This window comes from Deinococcus metallilatus (assembly GCF_004758605.1).
Classification (GTDB): Bacteria; Deinococcota; Deinococci; order Deinococcales; family Deinococcaceae; genus Deinococcus; species Deinococcus metallilatus.
On the sequence record NZ_CP038512.1, the window covers coordinates 2,424,735 to 2,444,610 of the forward strand.

33 protein-coding genes are annotated in these 19,876 nt (G+C 67.7%); 2 read left to right on the forward strand and 31 right to left on the reverse strand.

Translation table 11 applies throughout. The features are described 5' to 3' along the window. Positions 1-115: 115 nt before the first annotated feature. Entirely contained in the window at positions 116-2,008 is a 1,893-nt protein-coding gene (gene ftsH, locus E5F05_RS17675; protein ID WP_146719930.1) for an ATP-dependent zinc metalloprotease FtsH, read from the forward strand. A 42-nt stretch (positions 2,009-2,050) separates the two neighbouring features. Here the strand turns inward: ftsH and E5F05_RS17680 are convergent, their stop codons facing one another. From E5F05_RS17680 to E5F05_RS17695, 4 genes are all read right to left on the reverse strand, one after another. Further along, positions 2,051-3,235, reverse strand: coding sequence for a mechanosensitive ion channel family protein (locus E5F05_RS17680; protein WP_129119967.1), 1,185 nt, complete (start codon positions 3,233-3,235; stop codon positions 2,051-2,053). Positions 3,236-3,323: 88 nt separating this feature from the next. After that, the gene (gene plsX / locus E5F05_RS17685; RefSeq protein WP_129119968.1) at positions 3,324-4,352 is read right to left on the reverse strand and encodes a phosphate acyltransferase PlsX; all 1,029 of its coding nucleotides are present in this window, start codon (positions 4,350-4,352) and stop codon (positions 3,324-3,326) included. Beyond that, positions 4,342-4,923: a LabA-like NYN domain-containing protein gene (locus tag E5F05_RS17690; protein WP_129119997.1), complete on the reverse strand. Its 582-nt coding sequence runs from the start codon at positions 4,921-4,923 to the stop codon at positions 4,342-4,344. The genes plsX and E5F05_RS17690 overlap by 11 nt, the downstream gene beginning before the upstream one ends. Positions 4,924-4,997: 74 nt before the next feature. After that, a complete protein-coding gene (locus tag E5F05_RS17695) occupies positions 4,998-5,336 on the reverse strand; it encodes a DUF309 domain-containing protein (protein WP_129119969.1) in 339 nt (112 codons plus the stop codon). 94 nt (positions 5,337-5,430) lie between these two features. Here E5F05_RS17695 and trxA point away from each other — a divergent pair, with 94 nt between their 5' ends. Then, entirely contained in the window at positions 5,431-5,763 is a 333-nt protein-coding gene (gene trxA, locus E5F05_RS17700) for a thioredoxin (protein WP_129119970.1), read from the forward strand. Positions 5,764-5,816: 53 nt separating this feature from the next. Here trxA and E5F05_RS17705 read toward each other — a convergent pair whose 3' ends face one another. The 27 genes from E5F05_RS17705 to rpsS form a co-directional block, all read right to left on the reverse strand. Beyond that, positions 5,817-6,380, reverse strand: coding sequence for an RBBP9/YdeN family alpha/beta hydrolase (locus E5F05_RS17705; RefSeq protein WP_129119971.1), 564 nt, complete (start codon positions 6,378-6,380; stop codon positions 5,817-5,819). A 10-nt stretch (positions 6,381-6,390) separates the two neighbouring features. Further along, positions 6,391-7,410, reverse strand: coding sequence for an aminoglycoside phosphotransferase family protein (locus tag E5F05_RS17710; protein WP_129119972.1), 1,020 nt, complete (start codon positions 7,408-7,410; stop codon positions 6,391-6,393). Between the two features lie 106 nt (positions 7,411-7,516). Next, the gene (gene rplQ, locus E5F05_RS17715; RefSeq protein WP_129119973.1) at positions 7,517-7,867 is read right to left on the reverse strand and encodes a 50S ribosomal protein L17; all 351 of its coding nucleotides are present in this window, start codon (positions 7,865-7,867) and stop codon (positions 7,517-7,519) included. Between the two features lie 62 nt (positions 7,868-7,929). Next, complete coding sequence (locus E5F05_RS17720; protein ID WP_129119974.1) at positions 7,930-8,925, reverse strand: DNA-directed RNA polymerase subunit alpha; 996 nt, start codon at positions 8,923-8,925, stop codon at positions 7,930-7,932. Positions 8,926-8,939: 14 nt separating this feature from the next. After that, positions 8,940-9,560 carry a 30S ribosomal protein S4 gene (gene rpsD / locus E5F05_RS17725; RefSeq protein WP_129119975.1) on the reverse strand — a complete coding sequence of 207 codons (621 nt, stop codon included), beginning with the start codon at positions 9,558-9,560 and terminating at the stop codon, positions 8,940-8,942. 143 nt (positions 9,561-9,703) lie between these two features. After that, a complete protein-coding gene (rpsK, locus tag E5F05_RS17730; RefSeq protein ID WP_103131472.1) occupies positions 9,704-10,099 on the reverse strand; it encodes a 30S ribosomal protein S11 in 396 nt (131 codons plus the stop codon). Positions 10,100-10,102: 3 nt separating this feature from the next. Next, positions 10,103-10,483 carry a 30S ribosomal protein S13 gene (gene rpsM, locus E5F05_RS17735; protein ID WP_129119976.1) on the reverse strand — a complete coding sequence of 127 codons (381 nt, stop codon included), beginning with the start codon at positions 10,481-10,483 and terminating at the stop codon, positions 10,103-10,105. 2 nt (positions 10,484-10,485) lie between these two features. Then, the gene (gene rpmJ, locus E5F05_RS17740) at positions 10,486-10,599 is read right to left on the reverse strand and encodes a 50S ribosomal protein L36 (RefSeq protein WP_019012075.1); all 114 of its coding nucleotides are present in this window, start codon (positions 10,597-10,599) and stop codon (positions 10,486-10,488) included. Between the two features lie 119 nt (positions 10,600-10,718). Further along, positions 10,719-10,961 carry a translation initiation factor IF-1 gene (gene infA / locus E5F05_RS17745; protein ID WP_129119998.1) on the reverse strand — a complete coding sequence of 81 codons (243 nt, stop codon included), beginning with the start codon at positions 10,959-10,961 and terminating at the stop codon, positions 10,719-10,721. A 119-nt stretch (positions 10,962-11,080) separates the two neighbouring features. Beyond that, positions 11,081-11,674, reverse strand: coding sequence for an adenylate kinase (locus tag E5F05_RS17750; RefSeq protein ID WP_129119977.1), 594 nt, complete (start codon positions 11,672-11,674; stop codon positions 11,081-11,083). Positions 11,675-11,821: 147 nt separating this feature from the next. Next, a complete protein-coding gene (secY, locus tag E5F05_RS17755; protein WP_129119978.1) occupies positions 11,822-13,147 on the reverse strand; it encodes a preprotein translocase subunit SecY in 1,326 nt (441 codons plus the stop codon). A 1-nt stretch (position 13,148) separates the two neighbouring features. Further along, complete coding sequence (gene rplO / locus E5F05_RS17760; protein ID WP_129119979.1) at positions 13,149-13,622, reverse strand: 50S ribosomal protein L15; 474 nt, start codon at positions 13,620-13,622, stop codon at positions 13,149-13,151. Next, complete coding sequence (gene rpmD, locus E5F05_RS17765) at positions 13,619-13,786, reverse strand: 50S ribosomal protein L30 (protein ID WP_129119999.1); 168 nt, start codon at positions 13,784-13,786, stop codon at positions 13,619-13,621. The genes rplO and rpmD overlap by 4 nt, the downstream gene beginning before the upstream one ends. Before the next feature lie 26 nt (positions 13,787-13,812). Then, the gene (gene rpsE, locus E5F05_RS17770) at positions 13,813-14,400 is read right to left on the reverse strand and encodes a 30S ribosomal protein S5 (RefSeq protein WP_164973545.1); all 588 of its coding nucleotides are present in this window, start codon (positions 14,398-14,400) and stop codon (positions 13,813-13,815) included. Further along, entirely contained in the window at positions 14,390-14,728 is a 339-nt protein-coding gene (gene rplR, locus E5F05_RS17775; RefSeq protein WP_129119981.1) for a 50S ribosomal protein L18, read from the reverse strand. The genes rpsE and rplR overlap by 11 nt, the downstream gene beginning before the upstream one ends. Then, the gene (gene rplF, locus E5F05_RS17780; RefSeq protein WP_129119982.1) at positions 14,728-15,285 is read right to left on the reverse strand and encodes a 50S ribosomal protein L6; all 558 of its coding nucleotides are present in this window, start codon (positions 15,283-15,285) and stop codon (positions 14,728-14,730) included. The genes rplR and rplF overlap by 1 nt, the downstream gene beginning before the upstream one ends. 80 nt (positions 15,286-15,365) lie before the next feature. Beyond that, entirely contained in the window at positions 15,366-15,767 is a 402-nt protein-coding gene (gene rpsH, locus E5F05_RS17785; RefSeq protein ID WP_129119983.1) for a 30S ribosomal protein S8, read from the reverse strand. Between the two features lie 178 nt (positions 15,768-15,945). Next, positions 15,946-16,131 carry a type Z 30S ribosomal protein S14 gene (locus tag E5F05_RS17790; RefSeq protein WP_129119984.1) on the reverse strand — a complete coding sequence of 62 codons (186 nt, stop codon included), beginning with the start codon at positions 16,129-16,131 and terminating at the stop codon, positions 15,946-15,948. A 10-nt stretch (positions 16,132-16,141) separates the two neighbouring features. Further along, positions 16,142-16,681, reverse strand: coding sequence for a 50S ribosomal protein L5 (gene rplE / locus E5F05_RS17795; RefSeq protein WP_129119985.1), 540 nt, complete (start codon positions 16,679-16,681; stop codon positions 16,142-16,144). A gap of 61 nt (positions 16,682-16,742) precedes the next feature. Beyond that, complete coding sequence (gene rplX / locus E5F05_RS17800) at positions 16,743-17,090, reverse strand: 50S ribosomal protein L24 (RefSeq protein ID WP_129119986.1); 348 nt, start codon at positions 17,088-17,090, stop codon at positions 16,743-16,745. Then, positions 17,090-17,494 carry a 50S ribosomal protein L14 gene (rplN, locus tag E5F05_RS17805; protein ID WP_129119987.1) on the reverse strand — a complete coding sequence of 135 codons (405 nt, stop codon included), beginning with the start codon at positions 17,492-17,494 and terminating at the stop codon, positions 17,090-17,092. Before rplN ends, rplX begins: the two co-directional genes overlap by 1 nt. Further along, positions 17,491-17,775: a 30S ribosomal protein S17 gene (gene rpsQ, locus E5F05_RS17810; protein ID WP_129119988.1), complete on the reverse strand. Its 285-nt coding sequence runs from the start codon at positions 17,773-17,775 to the stop codon at positions 17,491-17,493. Before rpsQ ends, rplN begins: the two co-directional genes overlap by 4 nt. After that, on the reverse strand, positions 17,772-17,996 hold the full coding sequence (gene rpmC, locus E5F05_RS17815) for a 50S ribosomal protein L29 (protein WP_129119989.1): 225 nt from the start codon (positions 17,994-17,996) through the stop codon (positions 17,772-17,774). The genes rpsQ and rpmC overlap by 4 nt, the downstream gene beginning before the upstream one ends. Beyond that, positions 17,983-18,408 (reverse strand): 50S ribosomal protein L16, encoded by a 426-nt coding sequence (gene rplP / locus E5F05_RS17820; protein WP_129119990.1) that lies wholly within the window; start codon positions 18,406-18,408, stop codon positions 17,983-17,985. The genes rpmC and rplP overlap by 14 nt, the downstream gene beginning before the upstream one ends. Next, complete coding sequence (gene rpsC / locus E5F05_RS17825; protein WP_129119991.1) at positions 18,408-19,154, reverse strand: 30S ribosomal protein S3; 747 nt, start codon at positions 19,152-19,154, stop codon at positions 18,408-18,410. The genes rplP and rpsC overlap by 1 nt, the downstream gene beginning before the upstream one ends. Continuing rightward, positions 19,154-19,582 (reverse strand): 50S ribosomal protein L22, encoded by a 429-nt coding sequence (gene rplV, locus E5F05_RS17830; RefSeq protein ID WP_129119992.1) that lies wholly within the window; start codon positions 19,580-19,582, stop codon positions 19,154-19,156. Before rplV ends, rpsC begins: the two co-directional genes overlap by 1 nt. Next, positions 19,579-19,866 (reverse strand): 30S ribosomal protein S19, encoded by a 288-nt coding sequence (gene rpsS, locus E5F05_RS17835; protein WP_027460648.1) that lies wholly within the window; start codon positions 19,864-19,866, stop codon positions 19,579-19,581. The genes rplV and rpsS overlap by 4 nt, the downstream gene beginning before the upstream one ends. Positions 19,867-19,876: the final 10 nt, after the last annotated feature.

Genomic DNA, 19,876 nt, shown 5'->3' on the forward strand with positions numbered 1-19,876 from the left:
ACCCTGCCTGACGGAAGGCTGAGGGAAAGGGCAACGCGCCCCGAGCATTCCAGATGCCCGCCGGAAGGTCACGTAACGCAGGGTAGACCCCGCCATTCCCGGCGTAGCATGGGGCATGCCTCGTCTGCTTGCCGTATGGACGGCGTTTCTGCTGCTGGCCGCACCCGCCGGGGCGGGACAGGTGGGGGTGCCCCCGGCCGCCAGTTCGCCGGAGGTGCTCAGCGCCCCGGCCCAGGCTCCAGGCCAGTCCCCGGTTGACCTGTACGGGAGCGGGACCTACACCACCAACCGCTTTTTTCAGGACCTGAAGGCCGGAGAGGTGGAGTCGGTTACCCTGGACGGCGCGGGAAATGCGTCAGTCAGCCTGCTGAACGTCACCAAGCCGCAGTCGGTGGTCGTGCCGCCCGACGCCGCTACCCTGACGCGGCTGCGGGAGGCGGGGGTGCCGGTGCATATCCTGTCGGGCACCTCCCCCTTCGGCTGGGTGGGGCAGGTGCTCCCGCTGGTGCTGACGGCCCTGATCCTGCTGGTGCTGTGGCGCACGCTGCGTGGGGCCTCCGGCGGCGCGTCGGCGGGCAGTTTCGGGAAGTCGAAGGCGGCGGTGATCGCGGAGGGACAGGTCAAACTGACCTTCCAGGATGTCGCCGGGTGTGACGAGGCCAAGCAGGATTTGCAGGAAGTCGTCGACTTCCTGCGCCACCCCGAGCGTTACCACCAGCTCGGCGCCCGCATCCCCCACGGCGTCCTCCTCGTCGGCCCCCCCGGCTCCGGCAAAACCCTGCTCGCCAAAGCCGTCGCGGGTGAAGCCAAAGTCCCCTACTTCTCCATCTCGGGCAGTGACTTCGTCGAGATGTTCGTGGGGGTGGGCGCCGCCCGGGTGCGTGACCTGTTCGAGCAGGCGCGCAAAAGCGCGCCCTGCATCGTCTTCATCGACGAGATCGACGCCGTCGGCCGCAAGCGTGGCGTCAACCTGCAAGGCGGCAACGACGAACGCGAACAGACCCTCAACCAACTGCTGGTCGAGATGGACGGCTTCTCCAGCGGCCAGGAAGTCATCATCCTGGCCGCCACCAACCGCCCCGATGTGCTGGACGCCGCTTTGCTGCGTCCGGGACGCTTTGACCGTCAGGTGGTGGTGGACGCCCCCGACGTGCGGGGGCGTGAGATGATCCTGCGCATTCATGCCCGCAAGAAACCGCTCGATCCCAGTGTGGACCTCGCAGTGATCGCCCGGAGGACGGCGGGGATGGTGGGGGCGGACCTGGAGAACTTGTTGAATGAGGCGGCGCTGGGGGCGGCGCGGGCGGGACGGTCACGGATCGTGATGCGGGATGTGGAGGAGGCGCGGGACCGGGTGTTGATGGGACCGGAACGGCGCTCACTGGTGGTCCGGGAAGCGGACCGCAAGGTCACGGCGTATCACGAGGTCGGTCATGCCCTCGCCGCGCAGTTGCTCCCCCATGCCCACCGGGTAGCGAAACTGACCGTGGTGCCGCGGGGGCGGGCGGCGGGGTTCATGATGCCGGACGCGGACGACCGGCTGCATGTCACGCGACCGGCGCTGGAGGACATGATCGCGGTGGCGCTGGCGGGCCGCGCCGCTGAGGAGGTCGTGTACGGCGAGGTGACGACCGGCGCGCAGAACGACTTCCAGCAGGCGACCGGCCTGGCCCGGCGCATGGTGACCGAGTGGGGCATGTCGGGCCGGATCGGCAAGGTCGCGCTCGCCACCGACGAGGGGGCCTTTCTGGGCGGCGGCCCGCAACTGCTGCCCATGAGCGAGGCCACCGCCTTTGCCGTGGACGAGGAGGTCCGTGACCTGATCGACGCCGCCTATGACCGGGTGCTGGCCCTGGTGCGCGAACATCTGCACCGCGTTCACGAGGTCGTGACCGTCCTGATGCGCCGCGAAACCCTCAGCGGCGAGGAGTTCTCCACCCTGCTGGCCGGGGGCACGCTGGAGGACGGGCGGGCGGACGGCCCCGCGCCCTCTCCCCTGCCTGCCTGAAGGGGCGTGGGGCAAGAGCCGCAGGCACTGCCCCCTTGCCTCCTACACCTCCTCTTCCTCCGGGTCGCGGGTGAGGCTGGGTTTGACCGGGGCGTGCGTGCGTTCCTGGGTGTCGCGCAGGTCGCGGCCTTCCGGTCCCTCCCGGGTGAGCTTGATCTCCAGGGGGGCGTTGCCCAGCGTGATGGTGCGCTGCGGGGAGGGGATTTTGATGCCCGCCTGGTCCATCGCGATCTTGATGCGGCGGTTGAACTCGCGCCCGATCCCGTACTGGCTCTTGGGCTGCACCTTGAACAGCGCGCGCAGGGTCACGCCGTCCGGGGCGAGCTGGGTCACGCCCTGAATCTCGGGGGCGTCGAGGAAAAAGCCCCGCCACTCGGGGTCGGCGTACAGTTCCTGGCTGACAGCCTCCAGCACCCGCAGCGCGTCGTTGATATTCGCCGCGTAGGTCACGTCCACGGTGGCGACCACGCGCGACCAGTCCTTGCTGCTCACGCTGACGGTCTGAATCTGGCCGTTGGGGATGATGTGGACGGTGCCGTCCAGCGCGCGCAGCACGGTCAGGCGCAGGTTCAGGCGCTCTACATTGCCGCTGAGCTGCCCGGTGTTCACGGTGATCACGTCGCCCACCCCGTACTGGTCTTCCAGCAGGATGAAAAAGCCGGTGAACACATCCTTGATCAGGCTCTGCGCGCCGAAGCCCACCGCCAGGCCCAGCACCGACACCCCCGCCAGCAGGCTGGTCGCGTTCACGCCGAGCGCCTGGAGGCCCGCGATCAGGCCGATGATCACCACCACAGCCTTGAGGGTGCTCTCGACCACGCCCTTGAGCGTCTGCACCCGCACCGTCCGGCGGTTGAACTCCTCCTCCGCCACGATGCGCGCACTCAGGCTGCCAATCAGGTTCCAGGCGATCAGCGCCAGCGCCAGGATCACCAGCACCTGTCCGGCACTGTTGCGAAACCCGTTCTCGATGTCCTGCCCCAGATCGAACAGGACCGGGACACTGGGCAGATAGGCGATGTGGGTGGCAACCGCCAGCCAGGACACGGCGACCACCAGCAACCACAGTCCCTTCAGAGCGGTCAGCAGCGGGCCGCGCACGTAGCCCTCCAGCGGGCGGAGCAGGATTCGCCCGAAACGGTACAGGGCGTAGGCCACCAGCAGCGTCAGGCCGAGGCCCAGCCAGACCTGGGGCTTTTGCAGTTGAATCATCAGTTCGTCAAGCACCTCCCCAGCCTCTCATGAGGACGTGAGGAAGGGCAGAACAAACGCCCCCACCACGGCGGGGCGGGGGCGAACAGGCAGAAGTGGTCCCCTACTGGGGAGCCAGGGCCGCCTCCAGCCGCCCGATCAGGTGGGCCTGGTGGGCGCGGGACGCCCGCAGCAAGGCATTCTTGACCGCGCGGGCGTCGGCGCTGCCATGCCCGATAAAGGCGAGGCCGCGCACGCCCAGCAGGATGCTCGCGCCGTAGGTGCTGGGGTCCATCCGCTCGGCCAGGCCGCGCAGCGCCCCGCGCACCAGCAGGCCGCCCAGCCTGGTCTGGAGGCTGCTCCCCAGCGCGTCACGCACCCAGCCGAACAGCACCTTCGCCTCCCCCTCCGCGAGCTTCAGCACCACGTTGCCGGTAAAGCCGTCGGTCACGACGATGTCGGTGGTGCCCTGGAAGATGTCGCGGCCCTCCACATTGCCGTAAAAGCGGAGGCCGCGCCCGTCCTGCTCGCGCAGCAGCGCGTGCGCCTCCAGCACGAGCTGGCTGCCCTTGTGTTCCTCCTCACCGATGGAGAGCAGGCCGACCGTGGGGTCCTCCTTGCCCTCCACGACCCGCAGGTACACGGTGGCGAGCCGCGCCCACTGCGCGAGGTACACCGGTTTCACGTCCGCGTTCGCGCCCACGTCGAGCAGGGTCACGAAGCCCGTCTTGCTGGGCAGGTGCGTGAGGATGGCGGGCCGGTCCACCCCCCGGATGCGCCCCAGGGTCAGGAGCGCCGAGGCCATCGTCGCGCCGCTGTGGCCCATGCTGACGGCGGCGGCGGCCTGGCCCTCCTTCACCAGCCGGGTGCAGATGTTGATGCTGGCCCCGCTGCGGCTGCGGACATCGCTGGCGTGTTCGTCCATGCCGATCACGTCGGGGGCGTCCACCACCGTGAGGGGCAGCCCCGCGCTCCCGGCGTGCTTGCCCAGTTCGGCGTGCAGGGCCACCCGCGGCCCCACCAGCAGCACCGGCACCCCGGCGCGGGCTGCCTGCACCGCGCCCTCGACATTGGGGGCGATCCCGTGATCCCCGCCCGCCGCGTCGAGCGCGATGGGCAGCGCCGCGGGCGGGTCGGGGGCCTCAGCGTTCATCGTTCTCCATCAGGGGCGCGGTCACGTAGTACGGCCGGTTGTCCGCGCTGCGCTGCTCGCTGGGCAGGCGGTAGCCGGGGCGCTCGACATGCTCGCGGATGGTGCCCAGGTCCACGTACTCGTCGGCGGCGTTCCGCAGCTCGTAGCTGGTCATCTCGGGAATGCTCGCCACCACAACGCGCTTGCCGCGTGCCCGCAGCACCTCCACCGGCCGCTCGAAGTCGCCGTCGCCGGTCAGCAGCACGGCGGTGTCGAAACGGCCCTCGGTGGTCAGCAGGTCCGTCACGATCTCGATGTCCAGGCTGGCGCGGCGGTGCGTGTCACCGTGTTCGTCGGTGCTCTCGCGCAGCGGGCGGGTGCGGACCGTGTAGCCCATGTACGTCAGCGCGTCGATAAAGCGCTTCTGCTTGTCGTCCAGCGGCAGCGGAACCGCCGTGTAGTAGAAGGCGTTATGCAGCGTCCCGTAGCCCCGGAAGTACTCCAGAATCTTGCGGTGGTCGAAGTTCCACCCCAGCCGCTTGGCGGCCGCGTACACGTTGGCTCCGTCAATAAAGAGTGCGATGCGTTCCATCATGGTCCTGCCTTTCCTGCGCGGGCCTTGCTGGCCCGTGGCCCCCTCTAGGATACGGGGGCGCGGGAGGCGCCTCAATCCACCCCCGCTTCATCCGCCGCGAGCAGCCGGGGCCGCCGGGTGGGGTCGTGCAGCGCGGCCCACACCTCGGCGCGCAGGCGGGCCAGGTTCACTCCGCCGTACTCGGCGGGGAGCCGGTCCAGATATCGCTCGGCCTTGTGGTAGTTGCGGTGCGTGAGGCTGCCGTGGTGCCAGCGTTTGTGCAGTGCGGCGGCCAGCAGGATCAGCGCCTGGACGAAGTGCCGTTCGTCGCTGGTCGCCCGGCTCCAGGGTCCCTCCCAGGCCTCGTGCGCCTCCCACCACTCGCCCGCGTCGAACAGGGCCGCTCCCGCCCGCAACTCCTCCCGCAGCATGCGCGTAGCCTATCCCTCCGGGGCATGAAAGGCGCGTTAGCCTCTGTCCATCTGCCGCATATCCGCTGTTGCCCCCCAGGGGTATAGTCCAGCTATGAAGCCTGTGGAACTGACGGACAGCAACTTCCAGACTGAGACAGGACAGGGCCTGACGCTGGTCGACTTCTGGGCACCCTGGTGCGGCCCCTGCCGCATCATCGCGCCGGTGATCGAGGAACTCGCCAGCCAGTACGAGGGCCGCGTGAAGGTCGGCAAGCTCAACGTGGACGACAACCCCGGCATCTCCGGCCAGTACCGCGTGATGAGCATCCCCACCCTGATCCTCTTCAAGGACGGCCAGCCGGTCGAGGGCATGGTCGGCGCCCAGCCCAAGCGGGCCTTCGAGGCGCTGCTCGACAAGTACGCCACCCCCGCCGCCACGCACTGAACCCCGGCAGGAAGCGGGCCGCATCCATTGTCGGTGCGGCCTTTCTTCTTGCTTCAGAAGCGGGTGATGTCCGGCGGGGTCCAGGCGTGCAGCGCCTCCGAGAGCAGCACCTCGCCCTCCGGCCACTCGCCGTGACCGCTCTCGGTGTTGATGTGCCCTGCCTCCCCCGCCGTGACGAACTCCGCGCCCCAGGCATCCGCGAAGGCCTGTGCCCGCTCGAACGTCGCGTAAGGGTCGTTCTCGCTGGCGACCACCAGCGCCGGGAAGGGGAGCGGGCCGGTGGGCCACGGGACGAAACGGCGGACCTCCTCCAGGGCGCCCTGGCGTTCGGGGTCGGGCGGGGCGACCAGCAGGGCGCCGCGTACCCGTTCGGGCACGTCGAAGCGGGCGGCCCAGTGCGCGACGGTCGGCACACCCAGGCTATGCGCCACCAATACCAGCTCGCCGGGCGTAGTCCGCACCACCTCGTCAAGACGTGCCGCCCAGCATTCCGGGTCCGGTTGGTCGGGGTCGTCCTGGCGCACGCGCGCCGCGCCGTACTTCCGCTCCCAGAGGGACTGCCAGTGCTCCGGCCCGCTGTCACCGAGGCCGGGCACGAGGATGAGGGTGGGGGTCATGCCCGCCAGCTTATCCCGCCACCCAGCGGAATTCGTTCAGGCGGTCCTGAACCGTCAGCAGGTCCGGCAGCACGTACTCCCGCAGGGTCGAGAGAGTGTGGGCATCTTCCTCAGGTCGGGTGTGTTCGTGCAGGATCATCTGCACGTCCACGGCGAGGTCTTCCAGCACCCGGCGGCACACGTAGAAGGCCAGCGTGCCGAAGTGCAGCCCGGCCGGGCGTCCCAGGGCCGTCTCGTAGGCAGGCAGAACGTCCTTCAGGTGACTGCCCAGCATCCACAGGTCATGTTCCGGCGGGGCGAGGCGGGCTGTCTCCCAGTCGATGAGCCACAGCCGCCCGTCCTCGTCACGCATGACATTCCCGCCGTGCGCGTCCGTGTGGCACACGGCGAACGGCACCGGACGTGTCCGGGTGGCCGCCTGATACCTCCCGGCTTCGTCCAGCAGACCCTCGATCCTGCCGAGGTGAGGGGTCAGCACCTGGCGCAACTTTGCCATCCCCGCCCGGCTCCCGGCGGGAAGCGCCTGGAGGTGCCGGAGATTCCGGGTGAGTTGCTCCGCGAACGGGAAGGCAAACTCCTCGGGGGGAGTGGGCAACTGCTCGATTCGCGCCATGATTCTCTCCGTGGCCCCGTGGAGTCGCCCCAGCAGCGGCGCAAGCCCGGGGAGGGCCGCCTGCCACTCCAGGCCGAGGTTGCGCGCCTCGATCCACTCGTAGAGCAGCATGGGGTGCCCCTCCACCCAGGCGAGATCGCCGCCAGACCGCGTGAACAGCGGCCGGGGCACCCGCTCCAGCGTCTCCTCCCGCAAGGCCAGCAGGAGCGGCACCTCCGCCCGCACGCGTTCCAGCATCTCCTGTCCGTACTCTCCACCCGGCACCAGTTTCAGGAAATACGTCCCATGTGGTCCCTCGGCCCGGTAGGCATGCGCCGTCCCCGCGTCCAGGTAGGACAGCCGATTCAGGTCGAGGCTGTACTGCTCGTCCAGCACGCGGAGAATCAGGGCGTGGGGAATGAGGGGTTCACGGCTCATAGGGGAGCCCCAGTATCCCCTATCGGGCGGGGTTGTGCATTGTGCCGAGGAGGCTCTGGGGAATGAAAAACCCCCGCACCGGGCGGGGGCGGTTGGTCTGTTTCGCTCAGACCAGTTCGATCAGGGCCATCGTCACGCCGTCACCGCGGCGGGTGCCCACGCGCAGGATGCGGGTGTAGCCGCCCTGGCGCTCGGCGTAGCGGGGGGCCACCTCGTCCATCACCTTGCGGACCACGTCCTTGTCGTGGATGTCGCGGGCGACCAGTCGGAGGGCGTGCAGATCGCCGCCCTTGGCGGTGGTGATCAGCTTCTCAACGTAGGGGCGCAGCTCCTTGGCCTTCGTGAGGGTCGTCTGGATGCGGCCCTCGCGCAGCAGGGCGGTCGCCTGGGCACGGGCCAGGGCGACGCGGGCGCTGCTGTTGCGGTTGAGCTTGCGACCGGCTTTGCCGTGACGCATGGGAATCTCCTTGGGGAATCAGGCGGAGGTGAGGCCGCGCTGGAAAGTGAGTCTCGTGGGGCTTAATCGCGCAGGGCCAGGCCGAACTGGGCGAGCTGCTGCTTGATCTCGTCCAGGCTGCGCTCCCCGATGCCGGGCACCTTCTTCAGGTCGCGGTCGGAGAGGGCGCACAGGGCGTCCACCGAATCGATGCCTTCCTCCTTGAGGGAGTGCAGCACGCGGGTGGTGAGGCCCAGGCCTTCCAGCGTCACGCGGGGCGTGTCGAGGTCGGCGGGGTACGGCTGGGGGTTGATGCTGAGTTCGGGCTGGCGCGGCAGGTCGTAGCCGTTCGCGACGGGCGCGGCGGGCGTGTACACCGGCTGCACCTCGGGCACGGCGGCGGGCAGCGTCTCCACGTTGCCGAACACGGTCAGCTCGTCCCGCAGGAGCTCGACGGCCTTGTCGAGCGCGTCCTGGGGGCCGGTGCTGCCGTCCGTCCAGACCCGCAAAATCAGGCGGTCCAGGTCGGTCTGCTGGCCCACACGGGTGTTCTCCACGTGGTAGGCCACCCGGCGCACCGGGGAAAACACGGCGTCCACCGGGATCGAGTTGATGCGGTCCTTGGTGGAGTGCTTGTCGGCGGGGACGTAGCCCTCGCCTTCCTCGACGCGCACCTCCATCACCAGCTTGCCGTCCTCGGCCAGCGTGGCAATGGTCAGGTCGGGGTTGACGATCTCGGCGTCGCTGGGGACCTCAAAGGCGCTGGCCTTCACCACGCCCTCGCCCTGCGCGCGCAGGGTCAGGGTCTTGGGGCCGGGCGCGTGGAATTTCACCACGAGTTCCTTGAGGTTCAGAATCAGCCGGATGACGTCTTCCTTGACGCCGGGAATGGTGGAAAACTCGTGCAGGACATCCTCGATATACACACTCGTCACGGCGGTGCCGGGGATCGAGGACATCAGGATGCGCCGGATGGGATTCCCGATGGTGACGCCGTAGCCGCGCGTGAGCGGTTCGAGCACGAACTCGCCGTAATCACCGTCGACGCGGGCCTTGAGTTGAGGGCGCTTTTGATCCACTGGGGCCTCCCTGATTAACGCGAGTAATACTCGATGATGAAGTTCTCGTTGATCGGCAGCGCCAGGTCCTCGCGCGCGGGCAGGCGCACGAAGGTGCCGGTAAAGGTATCGGGGTTCAGTTCGATCCAGGGGCTGGTGCGGCGGCGCTTCTGCGCTTCCATGTTCTCCTGGATGAAGCCCATCTGGCGGCTCTTGTCGCTGACGCTGATCTCGTCACCCACACGGACGCGGTAGGACGCGATGTCCACCTTCTTGCCGTTCACCAGCACGTGCCCGTGGCCGACGAACTGCCGGGCCTGGCGGCGGGTGCTGGCAAAGCCCATGCGGAAGACGACGTTGTCGAGGCGGCGCTCCAGCAGTTGCAGGAACACCGTCCCGGTCACGCCGGGCACGTTCGCCGCTTCCTCGAAGAGGTTGCGGAACTGCTTCTCGTTCACGCCGTACAGCCGGGCCAGCTTCTGCTTTTCACGCAGACGCACGCTGTAATCGCTGGGACGGCCGCGGCCGCGGCGCTGGCCGTGCTGGCCGGGCGCGTAGGGACGGCGGTCGAGGTACTTCTGGACTTTTTCAGTCTCCGCGAGGTTGATGCCCTCGCGGCGGCTGAGCTTGGTGATGGAACCACGGAAACGACCCATGTCTTGACTCTCCTTGCGGTGCGCCCCTTCTGCGGGCATTCACCGGGTCTGCGGCCCTCTGGTGCCCGCCTCCTCGCCGGTGGTGCGGCTTCAGTGCTCGATAGGCACAGTGGAGGCGGGGCAGGTGGGCGCGCGCTGCGCTCTCAGGCGCGGAACTTTTTCTTGGGGCGGCAGCCGTTGTGGGGCACGGGGCTGTCGTCCATGATCGACTTCACTTCGATGCCCGACGCCTGAATCGCGCGGATCGCCTGCTCGCGGCCCGAGCCGGTGCCGCGCACAATCACGTCCACCACGTTCATGCCGAAGGTCTGCTGGGCCTTTTTCACGGCGTCGGCGGCGGCGAGCTGGGCCGCGTAGGGCGTGCCCTTCTTGCTGCCCTTGTAGCCGATGGTGCCGCCCGAGGACCAGGCGACGGAGTTGCCGTCGAGGTCGGTGATGGTCACGATGGTGTTGTTGTAGCTCGCGTGGACGTACGCGCGGCCCGCGCTGATGTTGCGGCGGGCGCGGCGCGGGGCCTTGCCTTTGGTGGGTTTCGCCATGGCTTACTTCCTCGTCGCTTTCTTCTTGCCAGCGACGGTCTTGCGCGGCCCCTTGCGGGTGCGGGCGTTCGTCTTGGTGCGCTGGCCGCGCACGGGCAGGCCGCGGCGGTGGCGCAGGCCCCGGTACGCGCCGATGTCCATCAGACGCTTGATGTTCTGGCCGACTTCCGAGCGGAGGTCACCCTCGACCTTGTAGGTCCGCTCAATGGCGTCGCGCAGGGCCGTCTGCTCCGCCTCGCTGAGGTTCTTCACGCGGGTGTCGGGGTTGATCCCGGTGCGCGCGAGCACTTCCTTGGACCGGGTCAGGCCGATCCCGTAGATGTAGGTCAGGGCAATCTCGACGCGCTTCTCGCGCGGAAGGTCAACACCGGCAACTCGCGCCATGCTTAGCCCTGCCTCTGCTTGTGCTTGACGTTGGTGCAGATGACCAGCACGCGCCCGTGGCGGCGGATCACCTTGCAGTTGTCGCACATCTTCTTGACACTGCTGCGAACTTTCATGCTTCCTCCTCGCGCCGCCTCACGTCACCGTCCATCATGACGGTGCGCCCGGCAGCGCTCGACCCCCCCGGCCCCTGAGGCCCCGTGCGGGGAATCTGTTGGGTACCTGCGCCCGGACGTTACTTGCGGTAGACGATGCGCCCGCGCGACGTGTCGTACGGGCTGATCTCCAGAACCACGCGGTCCCCCGGCAGAATCCGGATGTAGTGAATCCGCATCTTGCCGCTGATGTACGCCAGAATGTCATGCCCGGTGTCGAGCTTCACGCGGAACGTGGTGTTCGGCAGCGCCTCTTCGACCACGCCCTCCGCCCGCACGACGTCGGACTCTTCCTTCTTACGCTTTTCCCGCTGTTCCGGCATTCTTCGTCTCGCCACGCAACCTCCAGGCTTGATACAAGCCAAAGGTAAAGGTAGCACGTGGCCGCGCCAGGCAGCAAGAGGGGTGGGAGAGGCCCGGACCTCCCCCGCAGGGGCCGCGCTCAGCGCATGGTCTGCATGATGCGGTCGTGCACCTCGTCCAGCGTGCCCACGCCGTCCACATGGCGCAGGTGGCTGCGCGCCCCGTAGTAGTCGATGAGGGGCTGGGTCTGCTCGCGGTAGACCTGCTGGCGCCTCCGGGCGACCTCCTCGGTGTCGTCGCTGCGGACCGGTTCGCCGCGTGCGGCCGCCTGCCGCCCACGCTCCACGATGCGCTCGATCAGCGTCTCGTCGGGCACTTCCAGCAGCGGCACCGCGCTCACGGGCGCGCCCAGTTCCTCCAGCAGCATGTCGAGCGCCTCGGCCTGGGCGCAGGTGCGCGGGAAGCCGTCGAAGATCACCCGCACCGGCTCCATTCCGGCCAGACGGTCGCGGATCAGCGCGATCAGGATGTCGTCGGGCACGAGTTGCCCGGCGTCAAGGATCGGTTTGACCTGCTGCCCGAGGGCGGTGCCGCGCTTCACATGGTCGCGCAGGATGTCCCCGGTGCTGATCTTGGTCAGATTCTGCTCGCGGGCGAGGCGCTCGGCCTGGGTGCCCTTGCCCGCGCCCGGCGGGCCGAGGAAAATCACGACCTTGTTTCTGGGTTGAGTCATCGTTCCTCCTCTAGGCTCTACAGCATAGAGGCCCAGCGTGAAGGCGCACACGTTCCTGCCCAGCCCTGTTCCCGCTGAGGTAACGCGGTGCCGCGCGGGCACAGCAAAAACCGCCCACCGTACAGGTGGGCGGCGGCTGGAGCGGGGTCAGCCGTTCAGGCGGCCCCGGATGCGGCCCTTGCTGATAAAGCCGTCGTAACGGCGCACCGTGAGCTGCGCTTCGAGCTGCTTGAGGGTTTCCAGCCCCACGCCCACGATGATCAGCAGGCCGGTGCCGCTGAACTGGAAGGTCGTGATGCCGGTCACGCGCTGCACGATCTGCGGGATGATGGTGAGGACCACCAGGAAGATCGCGCCCCACAGGCTCAGGCGCCCGCTGATGCCCCCCAGGAATTCGGCGGTCGGGGTGCCCGGGCGCACACCGGGGATGAAGCCGCCCGCCTCGCGCAGTTGCTCGCTGATGCGCCGGGGATCGAACTGCACGCTGTTGTACAGGTACGTGAACCCGAAGATCAGCAGGGCCTCCAGCGCGATGTACCAGGGACTGCCCGCCGTCAGGTGCGTCTGGATGAAGGCGTTCACCGCAGGCGCGCGGGTGGCGGTCGCGCTGGCGATCAGGTTGGGAATGATCAGCATCGCGCTGGCGAAGATCACCGGGATCACGCCCGCCTGGTTCACCTTGATCGGCAGCCAGGTGGCCTGCCCGCCCAGGTTGCGGGCCGCGCCACCGGGGGCGCCGCCACGGGCACGGGCGTAGGTCACCGGCACCCGCCGCTCGCCCTGGTACACGTACACGATCCCGGCGATGGTCGCCAGAATCACGACGGCAAAGGCGACGATCTGGAGCAGCGACACCTGATCGGTGCGGAAGAGCTGCCCGGTCGCCGCGATTTCACGGGGGTAGTTGGCGATGATGCCCACCGTGATGATCAGGCTGATGCCGTTGCCGACGCCGACCTCGGTGATGCGCTCGCCGATCCACATCGTAAAGGCGATGCCCGCCACCTGCGTCAGCACCATCACCAGGACGGTAAAGAGGCCGGGGTCCCAGCCCACCGCGATGAACTGCGAGTTGCTGGTGATGTACAGCGAGAAGAACAGCGCCTGCGCCGCGCCGAGGCCGATGGCCGCGTAGCGGGTGAACTGGTTGATCTTCTTGCGGCCCTCCTCGCCCTCCTTGCTGAGCTTTTCCAGCGCGGGGACGGTGGTGGTCAGGAGCTGAATGACGATGCTGGCCGTGATGTACGGCAGCACGCCCAGCGCGAAGATCGAGAACTGCGAAAGATTGCCGCCCGAGATCAGGCTGATCAACCCAAAGAGGCCACCCTGGGTGGCCTGTTGGAGTTGCGCCGTGTTCACACCAGGCGTCGGAATGGCGCTTCCGAGGCGGAACACGGCGAGGAGCAGCAGGGTGAAGACAATCTTCCGCCGAAGGTCCGGAATGCGGAACGCGTCGCGGAAGGCGCGCAGCATGTTAGCCCGCCTGCTCGGTCTGCTCGGCGTTGTCGCTGCCCGCGCCTGTCAGGACGACCCGGCCACCCGCCGCTTCCACGGCCCGGACCGCCGCTTCGCTGGCGGCGTCCACGTGGACCGTCACCGGACGGGTCACTTCACCGCGCGCGAGGAGCTTCACGGGCCGGTTCTTGCGGCGCACCAGGCCCGCGAGTTCCAGCGCCGTGCGGTCCAGGGTGTCGCCCTCGACCTTCGCCAGTTGAGCGAGGTTGATCACCTCGTAGGTCGTGCCGACGTTGTTGAAGCCGCGCTTGGGCAGGCGGCTGATCAGCGTGCTGCGGCCACCCTCGAAGAACTGGCCCTTACCCGCGCCGCTGCGCGACTTCTGGCCCTTGTGACCACGGCCCGCGGTCTTGTCGGTGCCGCCGGGGCCACGGCCGACGCGCTTGCGGTCCTTGCGGCTGCCGGGCGCGGGCGTCAAATCGTGGAGCTTCACGCTTCCACCTCCACCAGATGCTGGACGGTCTTGATCATGCCGCGAATTGCGGGCGTGTCCGTCAGTTCACGGCTGTCGCCGATTCTTTTCAGGCCGAGCGCCTTGACGGTTTCCACCTGGTTCTTGGGGCGACCGATCACGCTGCGCTTCAGCGTCACCTTCACGGTCGCGCCCGTCGTCGTCGGGGTCGTCACAGGGCACCTCCTGCCTCGGCCGCACCGGCCTGGGTGGTGGCGGACACGGCGCCCGCGCCCACCTCGCCTGCGCGGGGCTGCACGTCCAGGCCGCGGATCGCGCGCACCTGCTTGGCGGTGCGGAGGTTCTTCAAGCCGTCGAACACCGCGTAGGCCACGTTGACCTTGTTGCGGCTGCCGAGTTCCTTGGACAGCATGTTGGTGATCCCGGCCAGCTCGGCAATCGAACGGGGCACGGTGCCCGCGATCACGCCGGTACCGGGACCAGCGGGCTTGAGCAGCACGCGGCTGGTGCTGTTCTCCCCGATGATGTCGTGGGGAATGGTGCCGTTCTCGACCGGCACGGTGATCATGTTCTTGCGCGCGATGGCCTTGGCCTTTTCAATCGCGACCGGCACTTCCTTGGCCTTGCCGATGCCCATCCCGACGCGACCGTTGCGGTCACCCAGGATCACCAGCGCGGCGAAGCGGAAGCGGCGGCCCCCCTGATAGGTCTTGGACGTGCGGTTGACGAACAGCATCTTCTCTTCGAATTCGCTGGTTTCGCGCTCGCTATTGCGGTCATTCCGACGGTTAAAAGTCAAGGCCACCCTCCCGCGCCGCTTCCGCGAGCGCCTTCACGCGGCCGTGGTACTTGTACTGGCCGCGGTCGAATACGACCTGCTTCACACCCCTGGCGGCGGCGGCTTCGGCGAGTGCCCGGCCGACCGCGGCGGCGGTGTCGGTCTTGGTGCCCGTCTTGACGGCGCTGCTGCTGGCGGCCGCGAGGGTCGTGCCAGTCGAGTCGTCGATGATCTGGGCGTAGATGTGCTTGCTGGACCGGAACACGCTGAGGCGGGGACGTTCCCCGGCGACGACGCGGACCTTGCGGCGGGCGCGCAGCTTGCGCCGAACGGCAGTCTGGGTGGCCATCACTTCTTCCCTTTCCCGCCCGTGGCACCGGCCTTACCGGCCTTGAGGGCGATCTGTTCGCCGACGAAGCGCACACCCTTGCCGTGGTAGGCGTCGGGCTTGCGGACCTTGCGGACATTCGCGGCCACCTGGCCGACGAGCTGCTTGTCGATGCCGCTCACGTCGATGCGGGTGGGTTCGGGCACCGTAAAGGTCACGCCTGCGGGCGGCTCGATCACGACCGGGTGGCTGTAGCCGATGGTCAGTTCGAGGTTCTTCCCGGCGAGGCGGGCACGGTAACCGACGCCGCGCAGTTCCAGATTGATGGTGTAGCCGTCGCTGACGCCCTTGACGGCGTTGGCGACCAGGGTGCGGGTCAGGCCGTGCAACGCGCGGTGCTCCTGGCGGTCGCTGGGCCGGGTCACCAGCAGTTGACCGTTTTCGTTGCTGATATTCAGGGCCGGGTTGTAGGGAACCGTCAGTTCGCCTTTGGGCCCCTTGACCGTGAACACGCCGTTGTGGGCATTCGCGGTCACGCCGCTGGGCACGGCGATGGGTTGTTTACCGATGCGGGACATGGTTGTCCTCCTGGGGTCCTTAAATTCGTGAACCGCGGCCGGGCCGGGTTCCGAGGTCAGGGAGAGGGCTTGAGCGCGTCTTACCAGACGACGCAGACGACTTCGCCGCCGACGCCCTGCTTGCGGGCTTCGCGGTCGGGCAGCAGGCCCTTGCTGGTCGAGACGACCGCCAGGCCCAGGCCGCGCTGGATGCGGGGCAGGTTCTCGGCACTCACGTAGGCGCGGCGACCGGGGCGGCTGACGCGCTCGATGTGCTTGATGACCTGCTCGCGCTTCTGGCCGTACTTGAGGGTGAGGCGCAGCACGTCGAACTTCTGGCCTTCGGGGCGGGTACGCTCGACCGAGGCGACGTAGCCTTCCTGCACCAGCAGGCGGGCGAGCTGCTCCTTGAAGTTGGAGGCGGGGATGTCGACGCTCTCCTTGTGGGTGCGCGTCGCGTTGCGGATGCGCGTGAGCATGTCGGCGATGGGATCACTCAGCATGATGCCTCCGGGGGCGCGGGGGCCCCGGGCGGGGGGGAAGCTGCCTTTCTGACAGCCTCCCGAGTCTTCCCAAAGAACGTGGTCCAGCCCAAGCGGGCGGGCGCTTCTTCTGTTGGGTCCTTCTCCCTGTTCCGGACGATCACCCCTCAAAATGGAGCGGTTCGTATCCGGCAGGGGCTTACCAGCTTGCCTTCTTGACGCCGGGCAGTTCGCCCTTGTGTGCCAGCTCGCGGATGCAGATGCGGCACATGCCGAAGAAGCGGTAGTAGCCACGGGCGCGGCCACAGCGGGCGCAGCGGTTGTAGTTCTGCACGGCAAACTTGTGGCCGCGCTCCGCCTTCACAACTTTAGAGGTATTCGCCATTCGCCTGTCCTTACTTGCGGAACGGAAGACCCATCGCCTGGAGGAGCGCGCGGGCTTCTTCGTCGGTTTTCGCGGATGTTACGATGGTGATGTCCATCCCGCGCACCTTATCCACCATATCATAGGTGATCTCGGGGAAGATCAGCTGCTCTTTGATGCCGAGGTTGTAGTTGCCGCGGCCATCGAAGGCATTGGGGTTGATCCCGCGGAAGTCGCGGATGCGGGGCAGGCCGATGTTGATCAGCTTCTCCAGGAACACGTACATGCGCTCGTTGCGCAGCGTGACCTTCACGCCGACGGGCATGCCCTGACGGAGCTTGAAGTTGCTGATGCTCTTCTTGGCCTTGGTGATGATGGGCTTCTGGAGGGTGATCAGGCCGAGTTCCTTGGCCGCCTTGTCGATGGCCTTGCTGTCTTCCTTGGAAGAACCCAGGCCCTCGTTGATCACGATCTTCTCGATGCGGGGCACGGCCATCACGCTGGAGTAGCCGAACTGCTGCATCAGCGCGGGCCTGACCTGCTCGTTGTACTTCGCTTTGAGCGTCTGCATGCTTGCCTCTCTTCGGGCGGACTTCGTCGCCCGGGATCACGCTTCACGCGTGGCCCAACAATCAGTCGATGACCTTGCCGCTCTTGACGGCGACGCGGACCTTCTTGCCGTCCACGATAGCCTTGCGCACGCGGGTGGCCTTGCCGGTTTCGGGGTCGACCAGGGCGACCTTGCTGGCGTGCAGGGCACCTTCGCGCTGCTCGATGCCGCCCTGGGGGTTGGCCGCGCTGGGCTTGACGTGCTTGGTGACGAGGTTCACGCCCTCGACGACCACCTTCGCGTCACGGGGCAGCGCGAGCAGGACCTTGCCGGTCGCGCCCTTGTGCTTGCCGCGCAGCACGACGACGGTGTCGCCCTTCTTGACGTGCAGCTTGTCGCTGTGGTGGCTTCCGGCGCTGGGACGGGGCATTACAGCACCTCCGGGGCCAGGGACACGATCTTCATGAAGCGGCGGTCGCGCAGTTCGCGGGCGACCGGCCCGAAGACGCGGGTGCCGCGAGGCTCGCCCTGGTTGTTGATGATGACGGCGGCGTTCTTGTCGAAGCGGATGGTGGAGCCGTCGGCGCGCTTGATGGCGTGGCTGGTGCGCACGACCACGGCCTTGACCACGTCACCGGCCTTCACGGCGCCGCGCGGGGCCGCGTCCTTCACGCTGGCGACGATGATGTCCCCCACGTGGGCGTAGCGCTTGTTGCCGCCGCCACCCGTGGTGAGGCCCTTGCCGCCGATGCCGCTGTTCAGCACGCGGATGCACATGATCTCGCGCGCGCCGCTGTTGTCCGCCACGTCGAGGCGGGTCTGGGGCATGATCATGCTTGGCCGCCTTCCGTCTCGACCGCCGTCGTCTCGATGCCGCGCGGGCGCTCGATCAGGCGGGTGACCTTCCAGGTCTTGGTCTTGCTGATCGGGCGCACCGCGATGATCTCGACGCGGTCCCCGATCCGGTACTCGTTGGTTTCGTCATGCGCCGCGTACTTCTTGCTGCGGGTCACGACCTTGCCGTACAGGGGGTGCATGAAGCGGCGCTCGACCTTGACGCTGACGGTCTTGTCGGCCTTGTCGCTCACCACGACACCCGTGAAGGTCTTTTTCATTGCTGCTCTCCCGACAGGGCGCTCACCCGCGCCGCGCGGTCCTGCTCGCTGCGGATGGTGTTGAGCTGGGCGACTTCACGGCGGAGCTGCTTGACACGGTGCGGCTGGGCAAGCTGGCCCATCGCCGCCTGGAAGCGCAGCTCCATCAGTTCCTTCTTGCGGCTCTCGATCTCGCGGGCAAAGTCGGCCGCGGACAGCGCGCGCATGTCACTGGGCTTCATCGTACACCTCGCGCCTCACCATCTTGGTCTGGATCGGGAGCTTGTGACCGGCCAGGCGGAAGGCTTCCTTGGCCTGCTCCTCGGTCACGCCGGACACCTCGAACATCACGCGGCCGGGCTTCACCACGCTGACCCAGTACTCCACCGCGCCCTTGCCCTTCCCCATTCGGGTTTCGGCGGGCTTCTTGGTGACGGGCTTGTCGGGGAAGATGCGGATGTAGATCTTGCCGCCGCGGCGGAAGTGGCGGCTCATCACGATGCGGCACGCCTCGATCTGGTTGCTCTTGATCCAGGCGGGTTCCAGGGCAACCAGACCGTAGTCACCGAAGGCGACGTAATCGCCGCCCTTGGCGTCGCCGGTCATGCGGCCGCGGAACTGCTTGCGGTACTTGGTGCGCTTCGGAAGAAGCATCACTCACCTCCGGGGCGGCGCCGCGCGGTCGGACGGCGGCGGTTGGGACGGTCACCGTCTTCACGGCGGCGCTCGTCGTTGCGGCGGGGGGGACGGGCGAGCGTCTCGGTCTTGCCCCCGATGACTTCACCGTTGAACACCAGCACCTTGACGCCCAGGATGCCGTAGGTCGTGCGGGCCAGCGCGGTGCCGTAGTCGATGTCGGCGCGCAGCGTGTGCAGCGGCACGCGGCCTTCGAGGACCTTCTCGGTGCGGGCCTGCTCGGCGCCGCCCAGGCGACCCGACAGGATCACCTTGACGCCGCGGGCGCCCGACTCCATCACGCGCTGCGCGGCCTGCTTCATCGCGCGGCGGAACGCGAAGCGGCGCTCGATCTGCTCGGCAATGCGCAGGGCCACGAGGGGCGCGCTGATGTTGGGGTTGGGAATCTCGGCGACGTTCACCGCGACGGTGCCCGCGCTGACGAGGCGCTCGATGTCACCGCGCAGTTGCTTGATGCTCTCGCCGCCCTTGCCGATCACGATGCCGGGCTTGGCCGCGGAGATGATCACGTTGACCTGCTGGCCCGCGCGCTCGATCTCGATGCGGGCGATCCCGGCGGCGGCCAGCTTCTTGCCGACCAGCTTGCGGATCTTCTCGTCTTCCTTCAGGAGCTGGCTGTACTGCTTCTTGCCCGCGTACCAGCGGCTGTTCCAGCCCTTGGTGATGCCCAGGCGGAAGCCGTTGGGGTTGATCTTGTTGCCCATTATCTGCTTCCCTTCCGGCCAAGGCTCTCGCGCTCGCCCACGATGATCGTGATGTGGCTGGTGCGCTTCTTGATGATGTTGGCGCTGCCGCGCGCGCGGGGGATCAGGCGCTTGAGTGTCGGACCCGCGTCGACGTAGGCCGCCTGGACAAAGAGGCGGTCTTCGAGCATCTCGTCGTTGTTGATCGCGTTGCTCTTGGCGCTCTTGAGCACCTTGGCGACGGGTTCCGACGCGCTCTTGGGCAGGAAGCGCAGCAGGTCCTCGGCGTCCTGCACGCTTTTGCCGCGGATCACGTCCACGACCAGGCGCACCTTGCGGGGGCTCATCCGCACATACTTGGCCACAGCGTAGCCGGGGCGGCGCAGCTTGACCTGCTGCTTGCGCTGCTTCTTGTTGCGGAAGCTCAGTTCAGTGGTGGGGATGCTCATTTCTTCTTGCTCCCCTTGGCGTTCTTGTCGGCGCCGTGCCCGCGGTAGGTGCGGGTGGGGCTGAACTCGCCGAGCTTGTGGCCGATCATCTGCTCGTTCACGAAGACCGGCACGTGCTGCTTGCCGTTGTGGACGGCGATGGTGTGGCCGATCATCTCGGGCACGATGGTGGAGCGGCGGCTCCAGGTCTTGATGACGCGCTTGTCCTTGCGCTCGTTCTGGGCGTCCACCTTCTTCAGGAGGTGGTCATCCACGAACGGCCCTTTCTTCAGGCTACGGGGCATAACTGACCCT